Consider the following 21,093-nt stretch of genomic DNA (forward strand, 5'->3'; position numbering starts at 1 on the left):
TCCTAATAGTCTCGCCAATATACACTAGCACTGATTATATCAATAGAGCAGCAAAGATTCAATGAAAACTCGTGCTGCTTACAATACAAATCATTCTATCTATATCTTATGCGAACAAACCATAAGAGACAAACCTTTTTCAAATTAAAGGACGGCTTTCTTACAAAACAATAGACAACCGTCCTTCCCGCTATCCTTCACTAAAAATTCCTTTTATTTTCCCAACAACTATATCCGTTCCAAACTTAGTTATATCGTAAGCAGCACTTGCTATTGCCATACCAATACCTTCTACGACATTAAAACTCCTTAAGTTTTCCAGCTGTTTTTGTTTTTCAGCGGCTGAAAATACATTTCCCAAAATCTCCGATTCAGCCCCGGTACCTTCTGTTCCTGTCATTTGAGCAATTTGTTCATATGACAACTGACGATACCCCTTCATACTTTTTAAACCTTGATTAGCGAGTCCCACTCCAGCTATCATCATAAGTAAACATACGACTGTACCGCATATACACAAGAGCGCAAATCGACTCAAAAAACTTCTGTTTCTTTCCATTAATGTGTATATGCCCCTGTATTATCTTGATCGATTTGATGATGTAGTGCTGCATTTAAACCACTTGCTATTACATTTGCCATATCTTCAATAAACGCATCTACTTCTTTTGGGGTCACCATTAAATTATGACCAAGAGGTGATAACACTTCATAAATCAACTTTCTCTTTTCTTCGTCTTCTAACGTACCAACAGCTCCTAAAAACATATTCCTGCTCTTCTCATCCGGCATATCTTCTTCTGTTAATTTTTTCTTTTCTCCAAATGTAAAACCTGCTGGCAATAAAGAGCGTGACGGTTTGTTTCCTTCTTTCAGTTCACGTCCAAAATGTTTCAAAATAAAATCAATTGTATCGCTTGTAATCGAGACAGCATCGACCACTGTCGGAACACCAATTGCGATAACAGGAATACCTAATGTTTCTTTACTTAGTTCCTTACGCTTATTTCCAACACCAGATCCAGGATGAATTCCTGTATCAGAAATTTGTATCGTGCTATTTACTCGTTCAATAGAACGTGCAGCTAATGCATCAATTGCGATGACAAAATCTGGTTTTATTTTCTCAATAATTCCATAAATGACGTCGCTTGTTTCAATTCCTGTAATCCCCATTACCCCCGGACGAATTGCACTAACAGGCCTGAAACCTTCTTCCACACTTTCAGGCTGCAATTTAAACAAATGTCTTGTCACCAATACATTTTCTACAACTATCGGTCCGAGCGCATCCGGTGTCACATTCCAGTTCCCAAGGCCGACGATTAAACAACTCGCTTCTTTTGTAACTCCAACATCTTCTAAGAAATAAGAAAATTCTTTTGCAAAAATACGCTCTACCTTTTGCTGAAGTTCCGTATCTTGCTGCCGTATACCTTGCACCTCAAGAGTTAAATAATTCCCAGGTTTTTTCCCCATCGATTCAGATGCAATTTCATCAATAGTTACTTTCGTAATTGTAACACCCTCTTCTTCCCTCTCTTTTACAATTACTCCTTGTATCCCTTTTTGTTCTTCTTGGCGTTCTTGCAGCATTTGGTGCGCCTCTACAGCAAGGTCAGTTCTAACATTATATTTACTTAAATCTAATGGTTCTTTCATCGTATCTCCTCCGTAATTCATAGTAAATATCGTTAGATTTCCCAAAGTTATATAAGGCCATTCTTTCCTTTACGTGAAATTTCATTGATATACTATTGCAATTCTCTTCACCGTTTGATAGAATATCACTTGTTCTATGTAAGAATCGAGTCATTCGATTGCACCAGGGAGGTGAAAAGTATGGCAAACATCAAATCTGCTATCAAACGCGCTAAACTTAGCGAAGAGCGTCGTGCACATAACGCTTCTATCAAGTCTGACATGCGTTCTGCTGTTAAAACTGTAGAAGCTTTAGTTACTAATAACGATCTTGAAAATGCTAAAGAAGCTTTCAAAACTGCTTCTAAAAAACTTGACAAAGCAGCTCGTAAAGGTCTTATCCACCAAAACGCTGCAGCTCGTCAAAAATCTCGCTTAGCGAAACAAGTAAACGCGTAAGGCGTTTAAAAAACGATCCATTTGGGTCGTTTTTTTACATACAAAAAGTTCATGTACTAAGTACATGAACTTTTTGTATCATTACATATGATTTAAACGCATTAAGAAAAACTCGAGCACAAGCTTCTTATCCATCTTTCCCGTCTTCATACTATAATCCGCTTCCGCCAATTCTATAATAACTGTTTTTAATTCTTCAAAAGAGAAAAACTTCGTTTGATTCATCGCCAACTTTACACGATACGGATGTACACCAATATGAGACGCAATTTGATTTTGTCCATAACCACGCTGTTGCAACTCTTTCACTTGATGTAGCAAGCGGAATTGACTTACTAATAACGCGAGCAGCTTAATTGGTTCTTCCTGCTGCGTAAATAATCCATCCAAAATTTGCATCGCACCCGCGATATCTTTTTTTACCACTTTCTCCGTCAAAGCAAACACATTTTGCTCAACAGATTTCGGCACAAGCTCTGTAACAAGTTTCGGTGTAACCTCTCCTCCCATACCAACGTATAACGTTAACTTGTCCATTTCCTTCGCCAACATCGTTACATTACTTCCTACAAGCTCTAACAACAAACTAACAGCCGCATTATCAATATGCACATGCACCTCATCTGCACGAGACACAATCCACTTCTGTACATCCTGCACTTGCATAGCATTCGCTTCTACTACATCCGCTGTTTTCTTTAATAGTTTTGTAATTTTTTTTCGTTCGTCTAATTTTTCATACGGCGCAACAAAAACAAGAATAGAAAAAGGAGATGGCTCCCCAATATATTCTTCCAAAATTTTTATATTTTGCTCTAATTTCTCTTTTTGTGACGTTAAAAATAACGGTGATTTTATTAATATAACTTTACGATCCCCAAAAAAGGGAAGCGTACGTGCATCCTCAACTACATCTTCTAAATATGCCTCTTCCAAATCGTATGTCACAACATTAAACTCTCGATCTTCCTCTTCAAGCGCTTCTGTTGTAATAAGTTTTATCGTTTCATTTATAAAATAGGCTTCCGTTCCATACAGTACATACAACGAAGCAAACTGTTTCTTTTTTATTTTCTTATGTATATCACTCATACTTTTTCCTACTCCCTAACTTGGCAATATATATATTTATACTAATGCCCTAGCTTTTGTTTTACAAGTACAAAGGAACAGGCTTTATAACCCGTCCCTTTATTTATATAAAACGCCACGCAATAAGCCCCGGGTTTCTTATTGGTGTGCGTTAATCACCTTCCCTTTATTATTTACAATAATAATTCTAGTATAAGTGCCAACTGTTAACATGCTTGGAAATGAAAAACTCACACTTCTTAGCTAACTAGAAATAGTATACAAATGCTCTATTTCTCTTCATATGGAAATTGTAGATTTTTTTCTGACAATATTTTATACTAAAATGGAATGTTGGGGAGGGATTCTAAATGAATGATTTTGAACAAAACGTTCAAAGTAAACGCAATGACGCTATTGATTCAGGGGTAGGATTTATCGTCTCATTTGGTTTTTTCGCAACACTTTTCATTATTGCAACTGTTATTAAATTCATCGGTTCTTAAAGGCTGCTGCTTAATAGCAGTCTTCTTTTTTTCATCTATTATGTGTTTCATCATATGTGATTTTACTTTGAAAGGTTCCTTTTTCTCCATTAAAAACATAGGAAATAGCACCTTGCTTATCCGTGCGCCATATTTCAGTACCTATCTTCTTAAAACGCTCTATAACTTCCTTATGCGGGTGCCCATACCTATTACGTTCTCCCACAGAAATAATCGCCACACTAGGCTGTACAAGGCTTAAAAAGGGATCTGCAGACGATGTTTTACTCCCATGATGGGCGACTTTTAAAATATTAGCCCGCAACTCAGGATATGTCGATATTATAAACTTTTCTCCTGCTTCTTCTAAATCACCCGTAAATAGCCACGTTAGTCCTCCTAATTTCGCCCATATTACAATTGAGGAGTCATTTTCGCCTTTTTCTTTCCCCTTTGGAGATAATACGAAAAATTCCGCTTCATTTATCCTCCAACTCTCACCTTCTCCTACTACACTTATCTTCACTCTCTTTTCTAATGCCTGTTTCTTCAACACTTTTTCTAATACAGCATCTTGCTCCTTTCTCCCAAATACAACTTCTTTTACAGTAATAGAAGATAATAAATCCAGTGCATCACCTATATGATCCGCATCTCCATGCGTTACAATTAATTTATCAATTGTTTTTATACCTTCCTTTTGTAAAAAAGGAACAAGAATATCATGCCCAACAGAAAATTCATGCTTTTTTTCTTGCCACGCTTCCTTCTTGACATGAAGCGCTCCACCTGTATCAATAAGGTAGACCCCTTTATCGTATGGGAGACGAATTAATATTGCATCTCCCTGACCAACATCAAGAAATGTAACACTCCCACTTGCGCGAAAATATGGAGATACATAATGACAAATACTAATAAGAAGAAATACACCCACAACTATGACCAAAATTTTTTTCATTATTACTCTTTCCCAGATCACAAATATACTAACAACACTAAAACAATATATAGCTACAAGAAATAAAGGAGTTTGACCAAAAGTAAGTCGGATAAAAGGGAAACTTTCACAGTAACTTAGAAAATCATTAGAAATGGTTAAACATATTGAAAGTGCATATGCAATTCCTTTTGCGAAAAATGGAATGGTTGGCATACATATAAAAATAAAAATGCTACACGGTAATACAATGATGGATAGAAAAGGAACATATATAAGATTGAGGAAAATACTATAAGGAGAAAAATAACCAAAATGATATAACAAGATCGGGGTACTAGTGAGCTGTGAAATTATAGAAATATAAATAGAATTCCGAACTACCCCATTACTACGCCCTAATAATATCGGCACAGATAGTAATAAAGCAAAACTACCTACAAATGAGAATTGGAATCCAATATTAAAAACAAGATACGGGTTGTATATAAGCATACATATGGCTGTTATACTTAGGGCATCTAGGCTAGATAAGCGAACAGAACACATGAAAGCTACCAATAATAAAACTCCTGTTATAGAAGCCCTCACAACAGATGGCGACGCCCCCGCTATGATCATATACAGAGGAATACAAACTATAAGGCATACTGTTGCTACCTCCTTCGTCACACCACTTCTTAGTAAAACAAAATACATCATAACCATTAATAATACGATGTGTGATCCTGAAATTGCCAACAAATGTATAAGACCAAATTGTTGATATTGCTCTTCTACTTCAAACGTCATTTGTTGTCGATCTCCAAATAATAATGCATTCATAAACGCACCTGATTGTTCTGGAAACATTTCTGTAACTTTTGAGATTGCTTGCTGCCTGAGAAGGGAAATCCATTGTACGAGTGACAACGATGTTTTTTGACATTCAGAAATGTATGTCACATCGAATATAAAATGTATCTTTTGCTGATATAAATAATTACGATAATCAAAAGCATGAAAATTCCGAGCAGTTTGTGGTTCTTTCACCTTCCCTTGAAATTCACATGATATTCCTGCATATAAGCGTTGCAATTGCTTCTTTTCCGAAGCAGATTGAATTTTATAGTTTAACTGCACTATATTTTTATTTTGATCTTCAATTTGAAAAGAAAGGCGATCCCCATTAATAAGAGGTGTATTTTGTATAACCCCTCGTGTAACTTCGTAGGGCTCTCCTAGCGGCTTGTTTTGACTCTGAACATACGTGGTGTACATAGCGCCACTAAAATACGCTAACATACAAAAAATGAAGGTTTTACGCGAAGTACGATATAAACAAAATAAAACATAACAAACGAAACAACAAGCATTCAACAAATACGACGAGGAAAAGGCAATTGCAATCCCCATTATAAACGAGATTGCAACATAGCCCCATTGTCCCTGCAACTCATATCCACCCCTTATAGCATCATTTTTGCTTCAGTGAATACACGCTGTAATTCTTCCATTGACAAGTTATCTTTTTCTAAAGATGCAAACAGTTCTTTTAGCTGCAAATGACGTTCTTGTTCCTCTAGCGATGCAATGTCATATTCTAGCGGAACGTGCTTCACTGTCACATTTGCTTGTTCAAATAACTCTATAGCATACGGATGATTTTTATAATCCTGTGCATAATAAACTGCTGTAATACCACTTTGAATAATCGCCTTGCAACATTGTAGACAAGGGAAATGCGTAACGTATATTTCTGCTTCCTCTGTTTTTACACCAAACTTCGCACATTGCAATAAAGCATTCATTTCAGCATGAATTGTACGAACACAATGATTATCAATGACGTAACAACCATCGTCTATACAATGTACACCACCTTTAATTGAACCGTTATATCCACCAGCAATAATTCGTTTATCACGAACGATCGTCGCTCCTACCGCAAGTCTTGTACACGTACTACGCAAAGATAACAGATGGCTTTGCGTCATAAAATATTGATCCCATGAAATTCGTTCCATATTTTTCACCTACTTTTTTGTCTACTTGTAGTGTAGCGAAAGAGGAAAAACTTCGTCAATCTTTTATGGAATAATTATTTGATCTTTTATTTTTTCAAGGGACTTCGTTCCAATCCCATCAATCTCCAATAAATCTTCTATTTTCCGAAACGGGCCGTGTTCTTCTCGATATTTCAAAATACTTTCCGCCTTCCGAGAACCAATACCCGTTATTTTTTCCAGTTGCTCTTTAGAAGCTGTATTTATTTGCACTTTACCCTCGCTTTTTGAAAAAGCAGCTCCTTCTTGCACTAGCTCATTTTTGTTAGGAACATAAAGAATCATTTGATCTTGGACCATTTGCGCCAAATTCACTTTCTTCATATCTGCATCTGGCAACAAACCACCAGCTTTTTCAACCGCGTCCTTCACCCGGTCCCCTTCCTTCATTTCATACACACCCTCTTTAAAAACCGCTCCTTTTACATCAATTATAATTATTTTCTTCTGTTCCTTTGCATCCGATACTTTCGGTTTGCTTTTTTTCACCACATCTTTCGCTTGAACATCCATTGTAATGAGTGATTGTTCTGTATGCTGGTTCGTTTTCCAGAAAAAAAGGAATATCACAATGCCAATAATAACTACTAATCCCAACCATTTTTTCGGAAAATCCCACATCATTTTACACCTCTAATCATAAATTTATAACATCATTCATATTGTTTAGGAGAACGCTGTTACGAAGGAGGGATGAAACATTGAATATAGGAATTATAGGGACAGGGAACATGGGGAATATACTAATCGATGCATTTTTAGAAACCCGTGCTGTCAAACCTTCGTGCCTTACTATTATTAATCGGACGCCTGCCAAAGCATATCATATAAAAGAAAAATACCCTTCTGTTCATATAGCCAAAACAATCCAAGAGGTAATCGAACAATCGCAGCTTATTTTCATTTGCGTAAAACCGATAGATATATATCCTATCCTACAAAAATACGCTGAACATTTCTCTGATGAAAAGTGCTTAGTTTCTATCACAAGTCCAATATCTCCAGCACAATTAGAAACACTTGTACCTTGCCATGTCGCGCGTATCATTCCAAGCATCACAAACCGCGCCTTATCCGGTGCATCACTTTTTACCTTTGGAAATAACTGCTCTGAAGAATGGCAGCAAAAACTACTTCGTCTATTCAAAAACATTTCTACTCCCCTTGTTATAGAAGAAAATATAACGCGCGTTTCATCTGATATAGCAAGCTGTGGCCCTGCTTTTTTTAGTTATTTATTACAATGTTTCATTAACGCTGCTGTAGATAAAACAAATATTACACATGAAGAAGCCACTACTTTAGTAAGTGAAATGGTCATTGGAATGGGGAAATTACTTGAAAAAGAGATTTTCACATTACCCACATTACAAGAAAAGGTATGTGTCAAAGGCGGTGTTACAGGTGAAGGTATTCGTATTTTAGAAGAGCACGTCGGGGATATGTTCCATAAATTAATTGAACGGACACATGAGAAATTTGATGAAGATTTAAAGTGCGTTGAGCAGCAATTCAATAAACACACATAATAAATACGCCATCGTAATTCCAAACCCTTTTTATTAATACGTATCTTTTTCATACTACATTTTCACTAAAACTAGCATTTTTACACTTTACACATTTCATCTTTTTATTTTTCTAGAACTAAAACTACATCTTTTCTATAAAACAAAAGCAACCTTATCGGTTGCTTTTGTTTTATCCATTCTTCTTCGCCATAAAAAAGATGCGCTCTGTTTGTTCCGTCACTTCAATTCGTTCAAAATCACCTGTGACACGAAGCACCGTAAACCCAGATTCTTCAAGCCATTTCGTTAACACTTCAACCGAATATGCACGCTGCACGTGACATTCGTCAAAACGATGATACACATCTTCTTCTGAATCTTGTACAAAGAATGTCAAATCATGTTCCACACTATCTGATTCTTCTCCAGGGAAGCAGTTCCAAATAAGTGATATTTCTTCGCCATTCACTGTATATGTTTCATTTTGAAATACGTGATGTATTTTATATAAAGAGTGTACATCGAATAAAAACAAGCCATCCTGACGTAAATGGTGGAAAACTCTTCTAAATGTTTCTTGCACTCCATCTTCTTGCAATACATAGTTTAATGAGTCACAAAAGATTGTCACACAATCGAATTCACCAGGAACATCGAGCTCTCTCATGTCCTGTTGGTAAAAAGGAATAAAGTAACCTTCTCCCCCCAATTTCTGCTGCGCGACAGTTAACATTTCTTCCGAAAGATCTACACCAATTAAATCATAACCTTTTCGCACAAGCGGAAGTGTTACGTTACCAGTTCCACATGCTACGTCAAGAATTTTTGCCTCTTTCATAGATGCCTGTTGCAAACTTTCTTCTGTGAATTCCACCCATTTGTCATAAGGGACATCATTCATCAGTTCGTCATACAGCAATGCAAATTGTTCGTATTTCATTGATCTAACTCATCTGCGATATCTTCACGCGGCACATCGCCCCATAGACGCTCTAAATTGTAGTGATCACGCTCATCTTTATGGAATACATGTGCAACTACATCACCAAGGTCTACTAAAACCCAACGTGCTTCATCAAAACCTTCCATACGTTGAACATCAATTTTCAACTCATGTGCCTTCGACTTAATTTCACGTGCAATTGCTTGCACTTGCTTGTCTGAATTCCCGTGACAAATAATAAAATAGTCAGCAATTGGTGAAATTCCTTGCATATTTAGTACAACCATATCTTCTGCTCTCTTATCATCAGCTGCTTTTGCCGCTAATACTAATAACTCTTTATCTTTCATTTATTAATTTCCTCCTTGATAACTGCGTTGTATGTTTGGAATGTTAATGGATAAATCGTTTGATCTTTTTCCATTAAAAATTGAATTGTTCGCTTTAAAGCAAACAATAAAGCTTGATTTATATCTTTATATGCGAGTTTTCTCGCTTCTTCCACACCAGGAAATTTACGACCTGGTTCAATGTAATCTGCCACATAAATAACTTTATCTAACATTGTCATTTTTTCATGACCACTTGTATGATATGTAATAGCTTGTAGAATTTCAGGATCAGTAATGCCCACTTCTTTTTCTACTAAGTATGCCCCAACAGGTGCATGCCATAACTCTTTGTTATAGTGAAGTAGATCCTTCGGCAAAGCTTCTCTCTTAATAATCCCTTCCATTTCTGGAATCGCTCTACATTTTGCATAATCGTGAAATATAGCAGCTATCTCTGCCTTTTTCTCATCTACACCATATAACCGAGCAAGTTCAATCGCTGTTTCCATTACACCAATCGTGTGTATATAACGTTTTTCATGCATTTGTTGTTTGACAATTTCAAGTGCTTTTTCACGATTCATACAACCCATTCCTCTCGATATATACCTGTACTTTTTCAGGAAGTAAATATTTGCACGTTTTCTTCTCCATGTATCTCTCACGCAACAAAGAGGAAGAAACTGCAAACTCTGGAATTTCCACTTTCACGATATCATAAGGCGTATGCAATGTATAACCTGGTCTTGCAACTCCAACAAAAGTTACAAGCTTGAGTAACTCCTCAATGTTATACCATTTCGGTAAATACTCAACCATGTCTCCGCCAATAATAAAGTGAAACTGTACATCCGGATACTCCTTTGTTAATTGTAACATCGTGTCATACGTATAAGATGGGCCTTCTCTGTTTAGCTCTTCTAAACAAATTGAAAAGTATGCTTCTTCTTCAGTCGCCATTTGCAGCATGTTTAATCGGTTGTTCACACTCGTAATGTTACGGCCTTGTTTGTGCGGCGGAATTTGGTTTGGCAAAAACCATACCTCTTCCAAATTTAGCGCATGATACACTTCATTCGCAATTAATAAATGCCCATTATGAGGTGGATCAAATGTGCCGCCAATAATGCCAATTTTTCTCAAAAGAAACGCTCCTTCCTTTTACATACAGCAACTCTCCCCATAAACATTCGAAGAGAGTCTACTGTTAATAAAAGTTCAATTGGTTTCGCTCTCTACATATCAAGCGTCAATTACGAAACAACTCACTTATACCTTTTATCGTGGAAGCTTAATTTGTTTATTTTCTCTTGATTCTTTGTATAAAACAATTGTGCTTCCAATTACTTGAACGATTTCAGCACGTGCACCTTGTGCAAGCTCTTCTGCAACTTCACGGCGATCAAATTCACAGTTTTGTAACACGCTCACTTTGAATAATTCACGTGCTTCTAAAGTGTCTGCAATTTGTTTAATCATATTTTCATTTACGCCGCCTTTTCCAACTTGAAAAATCGGTGTTAAATGATGTGCCTGCGCACGTAAAAATCTTTTTTGTTTTCCTGTTAACATATAATTAGCCTCCAAGCTTTCTCATTACTAATTGTTTCATTCTATCAATATTCGGCACACGACCTGTCCACATTTCAAATGCAAGTGCACCTTGATAAACGAACATATCGATTCCATTTTGAATTGTTGCACCTTGTGCTTTCGCATCGCCTAAAATTTTCGTCTCAAATGGATTATAAATAATATCAGAAACAATCGTTCCTTGTTTCAACGAACGAATTTCTAGCGGTGCATACTCAACATGCGGATGCATGCCTATCGTTGTTGTTTGAATGATAATATCATATTCCCCTTGAACTTCCGCTGCGCGTTCTAGCGATAGAGCATGTGAATTAACATTTTCCATGCATCCAGCGATAAGATTTTCCGCCTTATCTACAGTACGATTAGCAATATCAATTGCTTTCACACCTACATCTGCAAGTGAAAAGTAAATAGCTCGACTAGCACCGCCTGCACCGATTAATAAAATACGTTTCTCTTGAAGCGGATCTTTACTAATTGACTGTAAGGCACGAACAAAACCAATTCCATCCGTATTATACCCAATCAATTTTCCCTCTCGATGAACGACCGTATTTACTGCACCGATTTGCTCTGCTAGCGGGGCAACTTCATCTAGATACTCCATAATTGCAACTTTGTGCGGAGTTGTTACATTAAACCCTGAAATTCCTAATGCTTTTAAACCTTTTACTGCTTCCCCTAACGTTTCTTCTTCTACAAGAAACGCGTGATAGTGGGCATCCATATTCAAGTGTTCAAATGCATCGTTATGCATAACGGGTGATAATGAATGTCCAATTGGATTTCCGATTACACCATATAATTGTTTCATAAATCCCTCTCCATATTAAATTAAAGATTTACGTAATGAAACACTTACTCCTTTTGGTACATGAGCAACAATTTTCGCTCCTGATTCATTTACAGTAACCCAGCCCAATCCAGAGAATACAACATCCGTTTTCGGTTCACGAATATTAAATTCATATTTCACAAACTCAGGCATATTTTCTAATTCTTCTGGTGTCGGTGGATTCAATAATTCCCCAGCATGTCTTTCGTACAATTCATCAGCCTTTTCGAGCTTTGTGCGATGGATTGTTAAACGGTTTGAGAAATGACAAGTGAATGCACGACGGCCTCCACTTACATAATCAAATCGTGCTAATCCGCCAAAGAATAATGTTTGTTCCTCATTTAATTGGAATACCATTGGCTTAATCTCTATAGTCGGTGTAATAAGCTTTAAGCTTTGTTTCCCAACATAATGGGCCATTTGATGATGATTAATAATACCCGGTGTATCATATAGAGATGATGCTTCATCTAATGGAATATCAATTAAATCAAGTGTTGTTCCTGGGAAATGAGATGTTGTAATTACATTCTCAGTTTCATCACTAAACTCTTTAATCATACGATTAATAAATGTTGATTTACCAACATTCGTACATCCGACAACATAAACGTCTTTGCCTCCGCGGTAATACTCAATTGCCTCAGCAAGTTCAGCGATTCCTTGCCCTTTAGCTGCACTAATTAAAAAGACATCTTCTGGTTTTAAACCAAGTTGCTTTGCACTATAGCGCATCCAATGTTTTACTTTATCATGCTTAACTGACTTTGGAATTAAGTCAGCCTTATTCCCTACAAGTAATACTTTATTATTCCCTACAAAACGATGTAAGCCTGGTAACCAGCTACCATTGAAATCGAAAATATCTACGATTTTGACCACTAGTGCGTCTGATTGTCCAATTCCATTCAAAATGCGAAGGAAATCATCATCTGTTAAAGATACATCTTGAATTTCGTTATAATGTTTCAAACGAAAACAGCGTTGGCAAATTACTTGTTCCTTCTCTAAAGATGATGCAGGAGCATATCCTACTTCATTTTTATTTTCTGTTTGAATTTCTACACCGCAACCAATACATTTAATTGTTTCAGTCAAACTTTATTCCTCCCAGTTAATTAAGCCTTTTTTCTTCATATTTCTCATAATTCTTCGCTCGATTTTTCGATTAAAGCGCGTCACCAATCCGTCCGTTTGCGCTACTGGCACAACTAAAATTGTATGAAGTCCTACTCGATTTCCACCGAGCACATCCGTTAGTAGCTGATCTCCAATTACTACGACTTCATCTGGCTGTAATTGCATCTCTTGTATCGCACGCTTAAATGCGCGAACAAGCGGTTTACGCGCACTATGAATAAATGGAATACCTAATGGATCAGCAAAGTCTTTAACGCGTTGCTCGTTATTATTTGAAACGACCGTTACTTGAATGTCATTTTCTTTCATTTTCAAAAACCACTCTTCAAGCTGTGGTGTTGCGTTTGGACGATCCCATTCAATTAAAGTGTTATCTAAATCAGTAATAACCCCTTTAATTCCTCGTTTTTTCAAATCTTCTGGTTGAACATGATATACATTTTTCACATATTCATTTGGTAAAAATAACTTCAATTTCTTTCACCTCTTTGAGGATTTTTCATAAAATTTTTCGACAACATTTTTCGATAGATAACCTGTGGATAAACTTGTACACACTTTCCACATTAATTTTTCAGTCAATTTGGAATTTACTAACAATCTATACACATTTTATCCACTGAGGTATGTGGATAACCCCTTGTTTGTGACTGTCATATTTTTTTGGTACATTAAATGCAACAACGAATCAATCCTTATATTATTAGGAGGTGACTCACCTTGAAAACAAAACATATGGAACAGTTATCTACTGAGTTACTCACTGAGTCTTATTATAAAGCAAAAGAGCTAAAATTAAATCCCGACTTCATTTTACTTATAAAACAAGAAATTATTAGACGCTCATTAGAGGACAAGCTTGTCAAATCTTCTTGAGTACATATAGATTACTGATTGACCTGTAAAAAGAGCCATCCTACGATGGCTCTCGAATAAACAAGTACTCCCATCTAGGGGATTTCTTCATTAAGCACCTTTGTCCATATTTCTTAATTAGAGCCTTCACAAGTTTATAATAAAATCTTTTCTTTACTTATGAGATAATCGAGTTGCAATTTTTTCACCAAGACGAAGCTCTTGTCCACTTGTCAATTCCTTCATTACTTCAATCATATCTTTTTCAAACAATAAAACAACTGTTGAACCAAATGTAAAGTATGCCATCTCTTCGCCTTTTTGAACAGTACTTCTTTCATGAAGAAGCTCAATACTATTTACAAACATTGCCCCTACTTTTACAAGCGCCATATGTTCGCCTTCACTATTTACTTCTGTAACAGAGCGATAATTTTTCGACAACGGTTCTTTCCCATATTCCATACCGGCTGCATTTACTGGATATGATTTTCTACCGAGTACAAATCTTTCAGTCACAGAGCCTGAAAGTGGACTATGAATACGATGATAATGACTTGGACTCAAATAAATTACCATATATGTACCGCCTGCATATCGTTTTGCGCGCTCTTCATTACCTAGCATATCCACTATTGAATAACGTTTGCCTTTAATATCGAATATTTTTGTATCCTCAATAGGACCTTGATCAGCAAAAACACCATCAACAGGACTAATGATACTCGATGCGTCTGTATCAATACTACGTTTTCCTTCTTTTAGCCTACGTGTAAATAAATCATGCAATGTTCGATATTCCTTCAAACCCTTTTCCATCTCATCTTGATTGATTTGAAAAACTTTCGCATACGATGGAATAATGATAGAGCTTAAACGAGATTGTGCAAATTTACGTAATATATAAGAAGTAAAACGACCATTTGTAAGTTCGATCATAAGTCGATATAATGTACGTCGCAAATTGCGAAACCTCCTAATCAGTCTGTAACTTTAGTTTCCCCTTCTTTTCTCTCTATATCATATGTAAAATTGGTTCTTATTCCCACATATAGAATGGAGCCGCCTCGTTATACACGAAGAAAAACTAAGTATAATTTTTATTCTTAAATTGGTTAGCACCTTCTAATATTACAGATAGAACCCGTCATTTTCAACAGTGAACATGTATTTCTTCTTAGAGTGGCTCGTTTTCTTTCCTTTTTTCCGAAAGAAAAGCAGCCACTTTTAAAGTGTAGCTGCCTACAATGTACATTATTCTTTTGCTTTCTTCTCTTTCTCAGCTCGCACAAATTCATGGAACATTTTCATTAAAGCACGCTTTTCAATTCGTGATACATAGCTCCTTGAAATACCAAGCGCCTTCGCAATCTCCCTTTGTGTTTTCTCCTTATCAAGCCCAAGCCCAAAACGCTTCACAATCACTTCTTTCTCTCGTTCATCTAAAATATCGATATACTCTTTAATCTTCTCTAACTCCATACTTAACTGAATCATATCAATTACATCTTCAGATTCTGATTTTAATATATCAATAAGTGATATTTCATTCCCCTCTTTATCTTGCCCGATCGGATCATGAAGTGAGACATCTTTTTTCGTTTTCTTCAGTACACGTAAATGCATCAAAATTTCATTTTCAATACAGCGTGCTGCATAAGTTGCAAGCTTTGTTCCTTTCCCTGCTGAATAGCTTTCGATCGCTTTAATAAGCCCAATTGTACCAATTGAAATTAAATCTTCTGCATCTTCACCGGTGTTTTCAAATTTTTTAACAATATGAGCTACAAGCCGTAAATTATGTTCAATTAAAAGATTTCTCGCTTGAGCATCACCTTGCTCCATTAACTCTAAGTACTTTCTCTCATCATCTGATGATAACGGCTGCGGGAACGCATTGTTCTTCACATAAGAAACAAATACAAACACTTCTCGAACCATATATCCAATTGCGGCGAATAGACTCAAACCCTTCACCTCCGCCAAAATAGTGGTCTTTACTATGTGTATGTGGGCGTGAGGCTGTTTGTGTCTGTACGATATCATTCCAATATGTTTTTTAAGCATACTATTTGTCTCACAAAGCTTCGCTACGTATACTTAAACAAAAGATTGGAGAGTGGAATATGAAACATTTCATTACCCTCTTGTTCATAAGTAGCTTGTAAGAGATGAACTCCTTGTACGCTCTTGCAAGCTGCTTGTACTACAAGGAGGGATTACAAATATGAAATTTGAAAGAACACGTGCTTATACAAGACACCAACGTCAACGTACAATACGCCGAAAAATGAATATTGCAAAACACGCATGGGGATATACTCCTGAAATTACCGGTATTTTTGCAAAAGGAAAAGTTCACTGTTCTTGCGGAATGTGTACAACAAAGTGGAGAACAGAAGGACCACCTGCTAGTGTACAGAAGTGGTTATACAAAATTGATACATACGAAGAATAATCGTTCTTTCTAAAAAAGGTCTTCTCTCGAAGACCTTTTTCCCTATTTAAAGACTTATTTACTCCAAATCTTCTCCCCAGTATGTGCATCAATATAACGAATTTCTCGGCTAAAATCGAAGAACTCTTTACGATTTTCATCCGTCGTTTGTTTATACAGTAATTGATATACCGTTTCCTCTGCATCATTATCTATATACCATTCTAATTTAACTCGGATGGCCTTTTTATATATTTCTAACGCTTTTTCTTTTGTTACTTTTGGTGTTGTTTCATATGTGAGCAATTCTTTTATAATGTTGCTAGATTCTCCTGAGTAGTGCATCACAGCACCATTTTCTGTATTGATGTTGATCATAAATTGCATATACTCTACTGGAATCCCATTCACATATACGGAAAAGAAAAATCTTTCAACTCCATATTTTTCCTCATCGCGTTCATCCCAAAGATGAAGATATTGTGTGACATCTGGAATAACTCGTTCTAAAAATTGAAGTGCTTTCTGTAAGCATTCCTCTCTTGACAGTATTTGTTTTGCTTCTTTAGCTTCTGTCAGTTTTATAAAGCCAATTAACTCATTGGTTGATTTATTAATAGTAATGCCAACTAAATTATTATACTTTAACATCGGCAAATGTTTTTTAAAAAATTCATTCATTAAATATGGATTCTTCTCTTTCTTTTTGCAATTCCTCTTTCGGTACAAATTTCATCCTTATTTCAAATTCATTTTCCGTCTCATCTACTTTTGTAAAACTTTCTTTATCCCAATCAAACAAAGCAAATATATCATCTTGTTGACTACCTTTTGTCGGTTTGATAACCTCTACTGTTGGAGGTAATTTATAGTGATCTGGTCCAAACAAATCCTTACCTGTACTTGCATGAATAGACGCATGGACAGGTTCTGGCTCATACAAAAGGTGATATCCTTTTATTTCTTGTCCATTTTCATATGCACATGAGGAGAATGTTAAATCAGCAAACACCAGCCTCATATCTTGTCTAGCTTTCAGATTTTCTAAAACGATGTTCTCATTAACAATTTCAATTGGCCATAACGGCTTTTCTTGTATACTTTTTCGTCCGTTATAGGAGAAATTCACAACATTCCCTGAAGGATGCACTCGCACAACACACCTTGTATTCGGCAATGGATATCCATTCACCTCTTGCATATAATTTACTTCCTTTAAATCTCGCCAATCCTCCACATACACATATGTATAAAGCTCAAATCCTTCTCGCAAATGATTTTTTATAAATTTATTTGCAATCTCTTTCGCTTTGTTCTCATCCATCTTTTCATTATTACTCGGAAAATAATCGTCATCATCTATTTTTAATTCAAGTAACGCTCCGGTATGTCTATTTAACGAAATTTGTATCGTTTTCTCCTCATCCTCTTTATATTCCCACCATAATAGATGGTGCGGATCATCCACTCCTTCTTTATCATCTACAACAAGCCTATATTCATCTGGAATTTCAATAATATGAGCTACTTGCTCTTTTCTTTCTTTATCTTTTCGATTCATCATACCTCTCCTTAGTTATACGTTAAGTTAATTATAACAAAATTCCAGAAAAGGATTTAATTGACTAAAATAAAGCTAGAGATATATCTAATCTTTTACTTCATTTCACGATGTAGTGTCACTCGCTTTAATCGTGGACAATATTTTTTAGTTCGACGCGCTCTGAGTTGTTTCGTTTATTTTTCTTAAAAATATAATTCCAATCACTACATTCTGTACAAGCCAATGTAATATTTACACGTACGTGTATTTCCCCTCTCATTTATTCACGATTACAAATAAAACGTAATTATTATGATTCATTTAATATATAGTTCTATTTCAAATTGCCGATTATAAAAAAGACAAAAAACTGAAACAATTAGTTCATACGAATTTCACATGAATCTATTACTATAAGAATTGTACATAGTGAACTTACTAACAATCGCGTTTATTCATATATAAAATTTCATTTGAAAGGAGTTGAAAATATGAAAACTAAATATCGCTTTATGATTTCATCATTTGCTGCTTGCGCCTACATGATTTGGTGTTTAGTATAATAACAACTTCACTTGTAAATAGGAAAAGGTGTGTATATAAATGGAATATAACCAATCAACAGTTAACTACTGGAAAGCTTTTGTATTACCTTATACATTCGCTTTAGAAGAGTTAAAAACTAAATTTGAAATTATGAACCGGGAAGCTCAATTTTTAGAAGACTACAACCCGTTTGAACATATAAAAACTAGACTTAAACAACCCGAAAGTATCATTAGGAAGCTTGAGCGTAAAAACTTATCACCAACAGTTGAAAATGCTCAAACACAATTACAAGATATTATTGGCATCCGTATTACATGTTGCTTTGTAGAAGATATTTACCATTTAAAAGAGGTTATTGAGAAGCGCGAAGATATGGAAATTGTAGAAGTAAAAGATTATATCGCTAGCCCAAAACAAAATGGCTATAAAAGTTTACACATGATAATAAAATATCCATTGTCACTAAATTCTGGTACGAAAGATGTCTTTGCAGAAATTCAATTACGTACACTTGCTATGGACTTTTGGGCAAGTTTAGAACATAAACTTTACTACAAATATGAAGGAAACATACCTGATTATTTGAAGGATGAACTGCACGATGCTGCTATGAAAGCTGAAGATCTTGATAATAAAATGGCAACAATCCGTCAAGATATTGATGACATTGAAGCATGTTCAAATCAAATTTTATTACCACTTTAAAAAGGTTCTCTCCTATGAGAACCTTTTTTATTTCTTTTCTATCGTACGAACCTCTTCAATTTTCCATCCTTCATCTTCTTTTCCAAGCCCATATTGTACTTTCTTCTGAAGAGTAATTCCCCCGTCTATTTCCTTTTCCTCTGTTTCAACAATAACAAGCCCACCTTTAAGAGCTTTCATATTCATATGTTCCAATTCGATTTTCTTATTTCCCTTTTGAAATGCCGCTTCCTTTTGTGTTTTTAAGTCTTCCGCACCGAGCATTTTGTTTGAAAATAACGTCATATGCTCAGTAAATTTTTTTTCATTCGTCGTTCGTACAAATGCTTCAATAACCCCTTGAATAGCCCCCTCTTCTTCTTTCGTTATATGTACTTGTTCTTCCATCTTCTTAGCGACTGTTTTCTTTTCTATATGCTCCTCTTTAGATTGACAACCAACTAACAATAGTCCGACTAGAATAGCGACTCCTAATTTCCCCGTAAAACCTCTCATCTTTTCACCCTTCCTAAAAAGAAAAAATGAGGCAAAAATGCCTCACTTTCTTTTATAATTAGCGTCTTCCTTTATTTGGGTCGCCGCCGCCAACAATATCAAAGACACGTTTAGCTATATTTGTATTCTCTTGAACGCCAGAGAATAAGTATTTACCTGGTCCGAATGCATATACGTTCACATCTTCACCTGTATGTCCACCCGTTGTCCATCCTGTAACCGAACGCTTATTGAAGATATCCTCAATCGCATTATCAATCTTTGTTACATCTTTTGATGGAGCTATATCATTTACAGCTTTAATTTCTTCTGGTGTTAATTGTAGATCAATATACTTTTTCAATGTTTCTTCTACATTTGCACCTTTTGCAATCTCATTTGCCATAAAGTCTGGTGTACGTTTCGCAGCTTTAATCGGCTCTACTTTAAAGTTATACTCACCATTCGCACCTAAAGACAATCCTCCAGTAGAATGGTCTGCAGTTGCAACAACTAATGTATTTTTATCTTTTTTCGCAAACTCAATCGCTGCTTTAAATGCTCTTTCAAAGTCTTCCATTTCACTCATTGCTGCAACGATATCATTATCATGTCCAGCCCAGTCGATTTGACTTCCTTCAACCATTAAGAAGAAACCATTTTTATTTTTGTTCAAACGATCAATCGCTGCATTTGTCATCTCTTCTAATGACGGTGTTTTATCATTACGATCAATCATTTTATCTAAACCGCCTGGTGCAAATAGGCCAAGAACTTGATCGTTTTTATCATTTAATAATTGATTGCGATCTGTTACATAACTATAACCAGACTTCTTAAACTCTTCGGTAAGATTACGGTCTTTTCTAACAAAGTTATTTACGCCACCGCCAAGCATAACGTCTATTTTATGCTTATCTTTTATTTTCTCATCAAAGTAATCATTTGCGATTTCATCCATATTTTTACGACTAATGTTATGTGCACCGAAAGCAGCTGGTGTTGCATGTGTAATTTCAGAAGTTGCAACAAGTCCAGTTGACTTTCCTCTTTCTTTCGCTTGCTCAAGCACTGTTTTTACTTTTGCTTTATCATTATCAACTGCAATAGCTGCATTATATGTTTTTATACCTGCTGACATCGCAGTTGCTGCTGATGCAGAGTCTGTAATATTTTCATGTTCATCTTCTGGATATGTTTTTTGTGTTCCTACAAGATGTTTATCAAATTCTGTAGATTCCATTTCAAATGTTTTTGGATTGTCTTTCATGTAGCGATGAGCTGTCATATATGAAGGCCCCATACCATCCCCAATTAATACAATGACATTTTTAATCTTTTGATCGCTATCTTTCCCATCTGCTTTAACACTGTCTGTGCGTGTGAAATTCCACGTCGCTACAGAAGTAATTGCCAATGACGCCACAACCGCAAATGGCCATGCTTTTTTTACGAACTTTTTCACTTTTTTGTCCCCCTAATTAGGTTATTCATTTCCCACTATCAAATTTAATAGAAGACTGTTAAGA

The 21,093-nt window shown here is 35.8% G+C and carries 24 protein-coding genes and 2 pseudogenes; 6 read left to right on the top strand and 20 right to left on the bottom strand.

The annotated features are described in order from the left end of the window. Positions 1-190 precede the first annotated feature (190 nt). Positions 191-559, bottom strand: coding sequence for a DUF3679 domain-containing protein (locus ACTFQM_RS16580; RefSeq protein WP_071718589.1), 369 nt, complete (start codon positions 557-559; stop codon positions 191-193). After that, complete coding sequence (gene gpr / locus ACTFQM_RS16585; RefSeq protein WP_071718588.1) at positions 559-1,662, bottom strand: GPR endopeptidase; 1,104 nt, start codon at positions 1,660-1,662, stop codon at positions 559-561. The genes ACTFQM_RS16580 and gpr overlap by 1 nt, the downstream gene beginning before the upstream one ends. Positions 1,663-1,842: 180 nt before the next feature. Here gpr and rpsT point away from each other — a divergent pair, with 180 nt between their 5' ends. Further along, positions 1,843-2,100 carry a 30S ribosomal protein S20 gene (rpsT, locus tag ACTFQM_RS16590; RefSeq protein ID WP_001274011.1) on the top strand — a complete coding sequence of 86 codons (258 nt, stop codon included), beginning with the start codon at positions 1,843-1,845 and terminating at the stop codon, positions 2,098-2,100. Between the two features lie 81 nt (positions 2,101-2,181). Here the strand turns inward: rpsT and holA are convergent, their stop codons facing one another. Further along, on the bottom strand, positions 2,182-3,192 hold the full coding sequence (holA, locus tag ACTFQM_RS16595) for a DNA polymerase III subunit delta (protein ID WP_440035249.1): 1,011 nt from the start codon (positions 3,190-3,192) through the stop codon (positions 2,182-2,184). A gap of 350 nt (positions 3,193-3,542) precedes the next feature. Between holA and ACTFQM_RS16600 the strand changes: the two genes are divergently transcribed. Then, entirely contained in the window at positions 3,543-3,677 is a 135-nt protein-coding gene (locus ACTFQM_RS16600; RefSeq protein WP_000997609.1) for a YqzM family protein, read from the top strand. 31 nt (positions 3,678-3,708) lie between these two features. Here the strand turns inward: ACTFQM_RS16600 and ACTFQM_RS16605 are convergent, their stop codons facing one another. From ACTFQM_RS16605 to ACTFQM_RS16615, 3 genes are all read right to left on the bottom strand, one after another. Continuing rightward, complete coding sequence (locus tag ACTFQM_RS16605; protein WP_440035251.1) at positions 3,709-6,030, bottom strand: DNA internalization-related competence protein ComEC/Rec2; 2,322 nt, start codon at positions 6,028-6,030, stop codon at positions 3,709-3,711. 14 nt (positions 6,031-6,044) lie between these two features. Next, a complete protein-coding gene (locus ACTFQM_RS16610) occupies positions 6,045-6,602 on the bottom strand; it encodes a ComE operon protein 2 (protein WP_002173519.1) in 558 nt (185 codons plus the stop codon). A gap of 63 nt (positions 6,603-6,665) precedes the next feature. Continuing rightward, positions 6,666-7,265, bottom strand: a complete 600-nt coding sequence (locus ACTFQM_RS16615; RefSeq protein ID WP_440035253.1) for a helix-hairpin-helix domain-containing protein — start codon at positions 7,263-7,265, stop codon at positions 6,666-6,668. 77 nt (positions 7,266-7,342) lie between these two features. On the opposite strand from ACTFQM_RS16615, the gene comER reads away from it, so the two are divergent. Then, positions 7,343-8,170 carry a late competence protein ComER gene (gene comER, locus ACTFQM_RS16620; protein ID WP_002173521.1) on the top strand — a complete coding sequence of 276 codons (828 nt, stop codon included), beginning with the start codon at positions 7,343-7,345 and terminating at the stop codon, positions 8,168-8,170. A 172-nt stretch (positions 8,171-8,342) separates the two neighbouring features. Here the strand turns inward: comER and ACTFQM_RS16625 are convergent, their stop codons facing one another. From ACTFQM_RS16625 to ACTFQM_RS16660, 8 genes are all read right to left on the bottom strand, one after another. After that, the gene (locus ACTFQM_RS16625; protein WP_025147395.1) at positions 8,343-9,092 is read right to left on the bottom strand and encodes a class I SAM-dependent DNA methyltransferase; all 750 of its coding nucleotides are present in this window, start codon (positions 9,090-9,092) and stop codon (positions 8,343-8,345) included. After that, entirely contained in the window at positions 9,089-9,445 is a 357-nt protein-coding gene (rsfS, locus tag ACTFQM_RS16630; protein ID WP_025147394.1) for a ribosome silencing factor, read from the bottom strand. The genes ACTFQM_RS16625 and rsfS overlap by 4 nt, the downstream gene beginning before the upstream one ends. Beyond that, positions 9,442-10,011 carry a bis(5'-nucleosyl)-tetraphosphatase (symmetrical) YqeK gene (gene yqeK / locus ACTFQM_RS16635; RefSeq protein ID WP_327917467.1) on the bottom strand — a complete coding sequence of 190 codons (570 nt, stop codon included), beginning with the start codon at positions 10,009-10,011 and terminating at the stop codon, positions 9,442-9,444. The genes rsfS and yqeK overlap by 4 nt, the downstream gene beginning before the upstream one ends. Beyond that, complete coding sequence (locus tag ACTFQM_RS16640) at positions 10,001-10,570, bottom strand: nicotinate-nucleotide adenylyltransferase (protein WP_440035255.1); 570 nt, start codon at positions 10,568-10,570, stop codon at positions 10,001-10,003. Before ACTFQM_RS16640 ends, yqeK begins: the two co-directional genes overlap by 11 nt. 135 nt (positions 10,571-10,705) lie before the next feature. After that, on the bottom strand, positions 10,706-10,999 hold the full coding sequence (gene yhbY / locus ACTFQM_RS16645; protein WP_048372262.1) for a ribosome assembly RNA-binding protein YhbY: 294 nt from the start codon (positions 10,997-10,999) through the stop codon (positions 10,706-10,708). 4 nt (positions 11,000-11,003) lie between these two features. After that, positions 11,004-11,837 carry a shikimate dehydrogenase gene (gene aroE / locus ACTFQM_RS16650; RefSeq protein ID WP_440035258.1) on the bottom strand — a complete coding sequence of 278 codons (834 nt, stop codon included), beginning with the start codon at positions 11,835-11,837 and terminating at the stop codon, positions 11,004-11,006. A 15-nt stretch (positions 11,838-11,852) separates the two neighbouring features. Then, the gene (gene yqeH / locus ACTFQM_RS16655) at positions 11,853-12,959 is read right to left on the bottom strand and encodes a ribosome biogenesis GTPase YqeH (protein ID WP_440035260.1); all 1,107 of its coding nucleotides are present in this window, start codon (positions 12,957-12,959) and stop codon (positions 11,853-11,855) included. 3 nt (positions 12,960-12,962) lie between these two features. After that, positions 12,963-13,475 (bottom strand): YqeG family HAD IIIA-type phosphatase, encoded by a 513-nt coding sequence (locus tag ACTFQM_RS16660; RefSeq protein ID WP_071718583.1) that lies wholly within the window; start codon positions 13,473-13,475, stop codon positions 12,963-12,965. A gap of 246 nt (positions 13,476-13,721) precedes the next feature. Between ACTFQM_RS16660 and ACTFQM_RS16665 the strand changes: the two genes are divergently transcribed. Continuing rightward, positions 13,722-13,877, top strand: a complete 156-nt coding sequence (locus tag ACTFQM_RS16665) for a sporulation histidine kinase inhibitor Sda (protein WP_000850094.1) — start codon at positions 13,722-13,724, stop codon at positions 13,875-13,877. Between the two features lie 153 nt (positions 13,878-14,030). Here the strand turns inward: ACTFQM_RS16665 and ACTFQM_RS16670 are convergent, their stop codons facing one another. Together ACTFQM_RS16670 and sigK are read right to left on the bottom strand one after the other, a co-directional pair. Further along, positions 14,031-14,819 (bottom strand): phosphatidylserine decarboxylase, encoded by a 789-nt coding sequence (locus tag ACTFQM_RS16670; RefSeq protein WP_440035262.1) that lies wholly within the window; start codon positions 14,817-14,819, stop codon positions 14,031-14,033. A 291-nt stretch (positions 14,820-15,110) separates the two neighbouring features. Further along, positions 15,111-15,824 carry an RNA polymerase sporulation sigma factor SigK gene (sigK, locus tag ACTFQM_RS16675; RefSeq protein WP_000051382.1) on the bottom strand — a complete coding sequence of 238 codons (714 nt, stop codon included), beginning with the start codon at positions 15,822-15,824 and terminating at the stop codon, positions 15,111-15,113. Positions 15,825-16,083: 259 nt separating this feature from the next. Between sigK and ACTFQM_RS16680 the strand changes: the two genes are divergently transcribed. Further along, the gene (locus ACTFQM_RS16680; RefSeq protein ID WP_440035264.1) at positions 16,084-16,314 is read left to right on the top strand and encodes a hypothetical protein; all 231 of its coding nucleotides are present in this window, start codon (positions 16,084-16,086) and stop codon (positions 16,312-16,314) included. A 54-nt stretch (positions 16,315-16,368) separates the two neighbouring features. On the opposite strand, the pseudogene ACTFQM_RS16685 reads toward ACTFQM_RS16680, so the two are convergent. After that, positions 16,369-17,857: pseudogene (locus ACTFQM_RS16685) on the bottom strand (YcdB/YcdC domain-containing protein). Positions 17,858-17,949: 92 nt separating this feature from the next. Then, positions 17,950-18,116 (bottom strand): annotated as a pseudogene (gene rpmG, locus ACTFQM_RS16690) (50S ribosomal protein L33). A 323-nt stretch (positions 18,117-18,439) separates the two neighbouring features. On the opposite strand from rpmG, the gene ACTFQM_RS16695 reads away from it, so the two are divergent. Then, complete coding sequence (locus tag ACTFQM_RS16695) at positions 18,440-19,090, top strand: GTP pyrophosphokinase (RefSeq protein WP_002173533.1); 651 nt, start codon at positions 18,440-18,442, stop codon at positions 19,088-19,090. Between the two features lie 27 nt (positions 19,091-19,117). Here ACTFQM_RS16695 and ACTFQM_RS16700 read toward each other — a convergent pair whose 3' ends face one another. Together ACTFQM_RS16700 and ACTFQM_RS16705 are read right to left on the bottom strand one after the other, a co-directional pair. Beyond that, positions 19,118-19,585 (bottom strand): hypothetical protein, encoded by a 468-nt coding sequence (locus ACTFQM_RS16700; RefSeq protein ID WP_440035266.1) that lies wholly within the window; start codon positions 19,583-19,585, stop codon positions 19,118-19,120. 58 nt (positions 19,586-19,643) lie between these two features. Next, complete coding sequence (locus tag ACTFQM_RS16705; protein WP_002173535.1) at positions 19,644-21,029, bottom strand: alkaline phosphatase; 1,386 nt, start codon at positions 21,027-21,029, stop codon at positions 19,644-19,646. Between the last annotated feature and the right edge of the window lie 64 nt (positions 21,030-21,093).

The organism is Bacillus cereus group sp. MYBK30-2 (assembly GCF_051915945.1).
Lineage (GTDB): Bacteria > Bacillota > Bacilli > Bacillales > Bacillaceae_G > Bacillus_A > Bacillus_A paramycoides.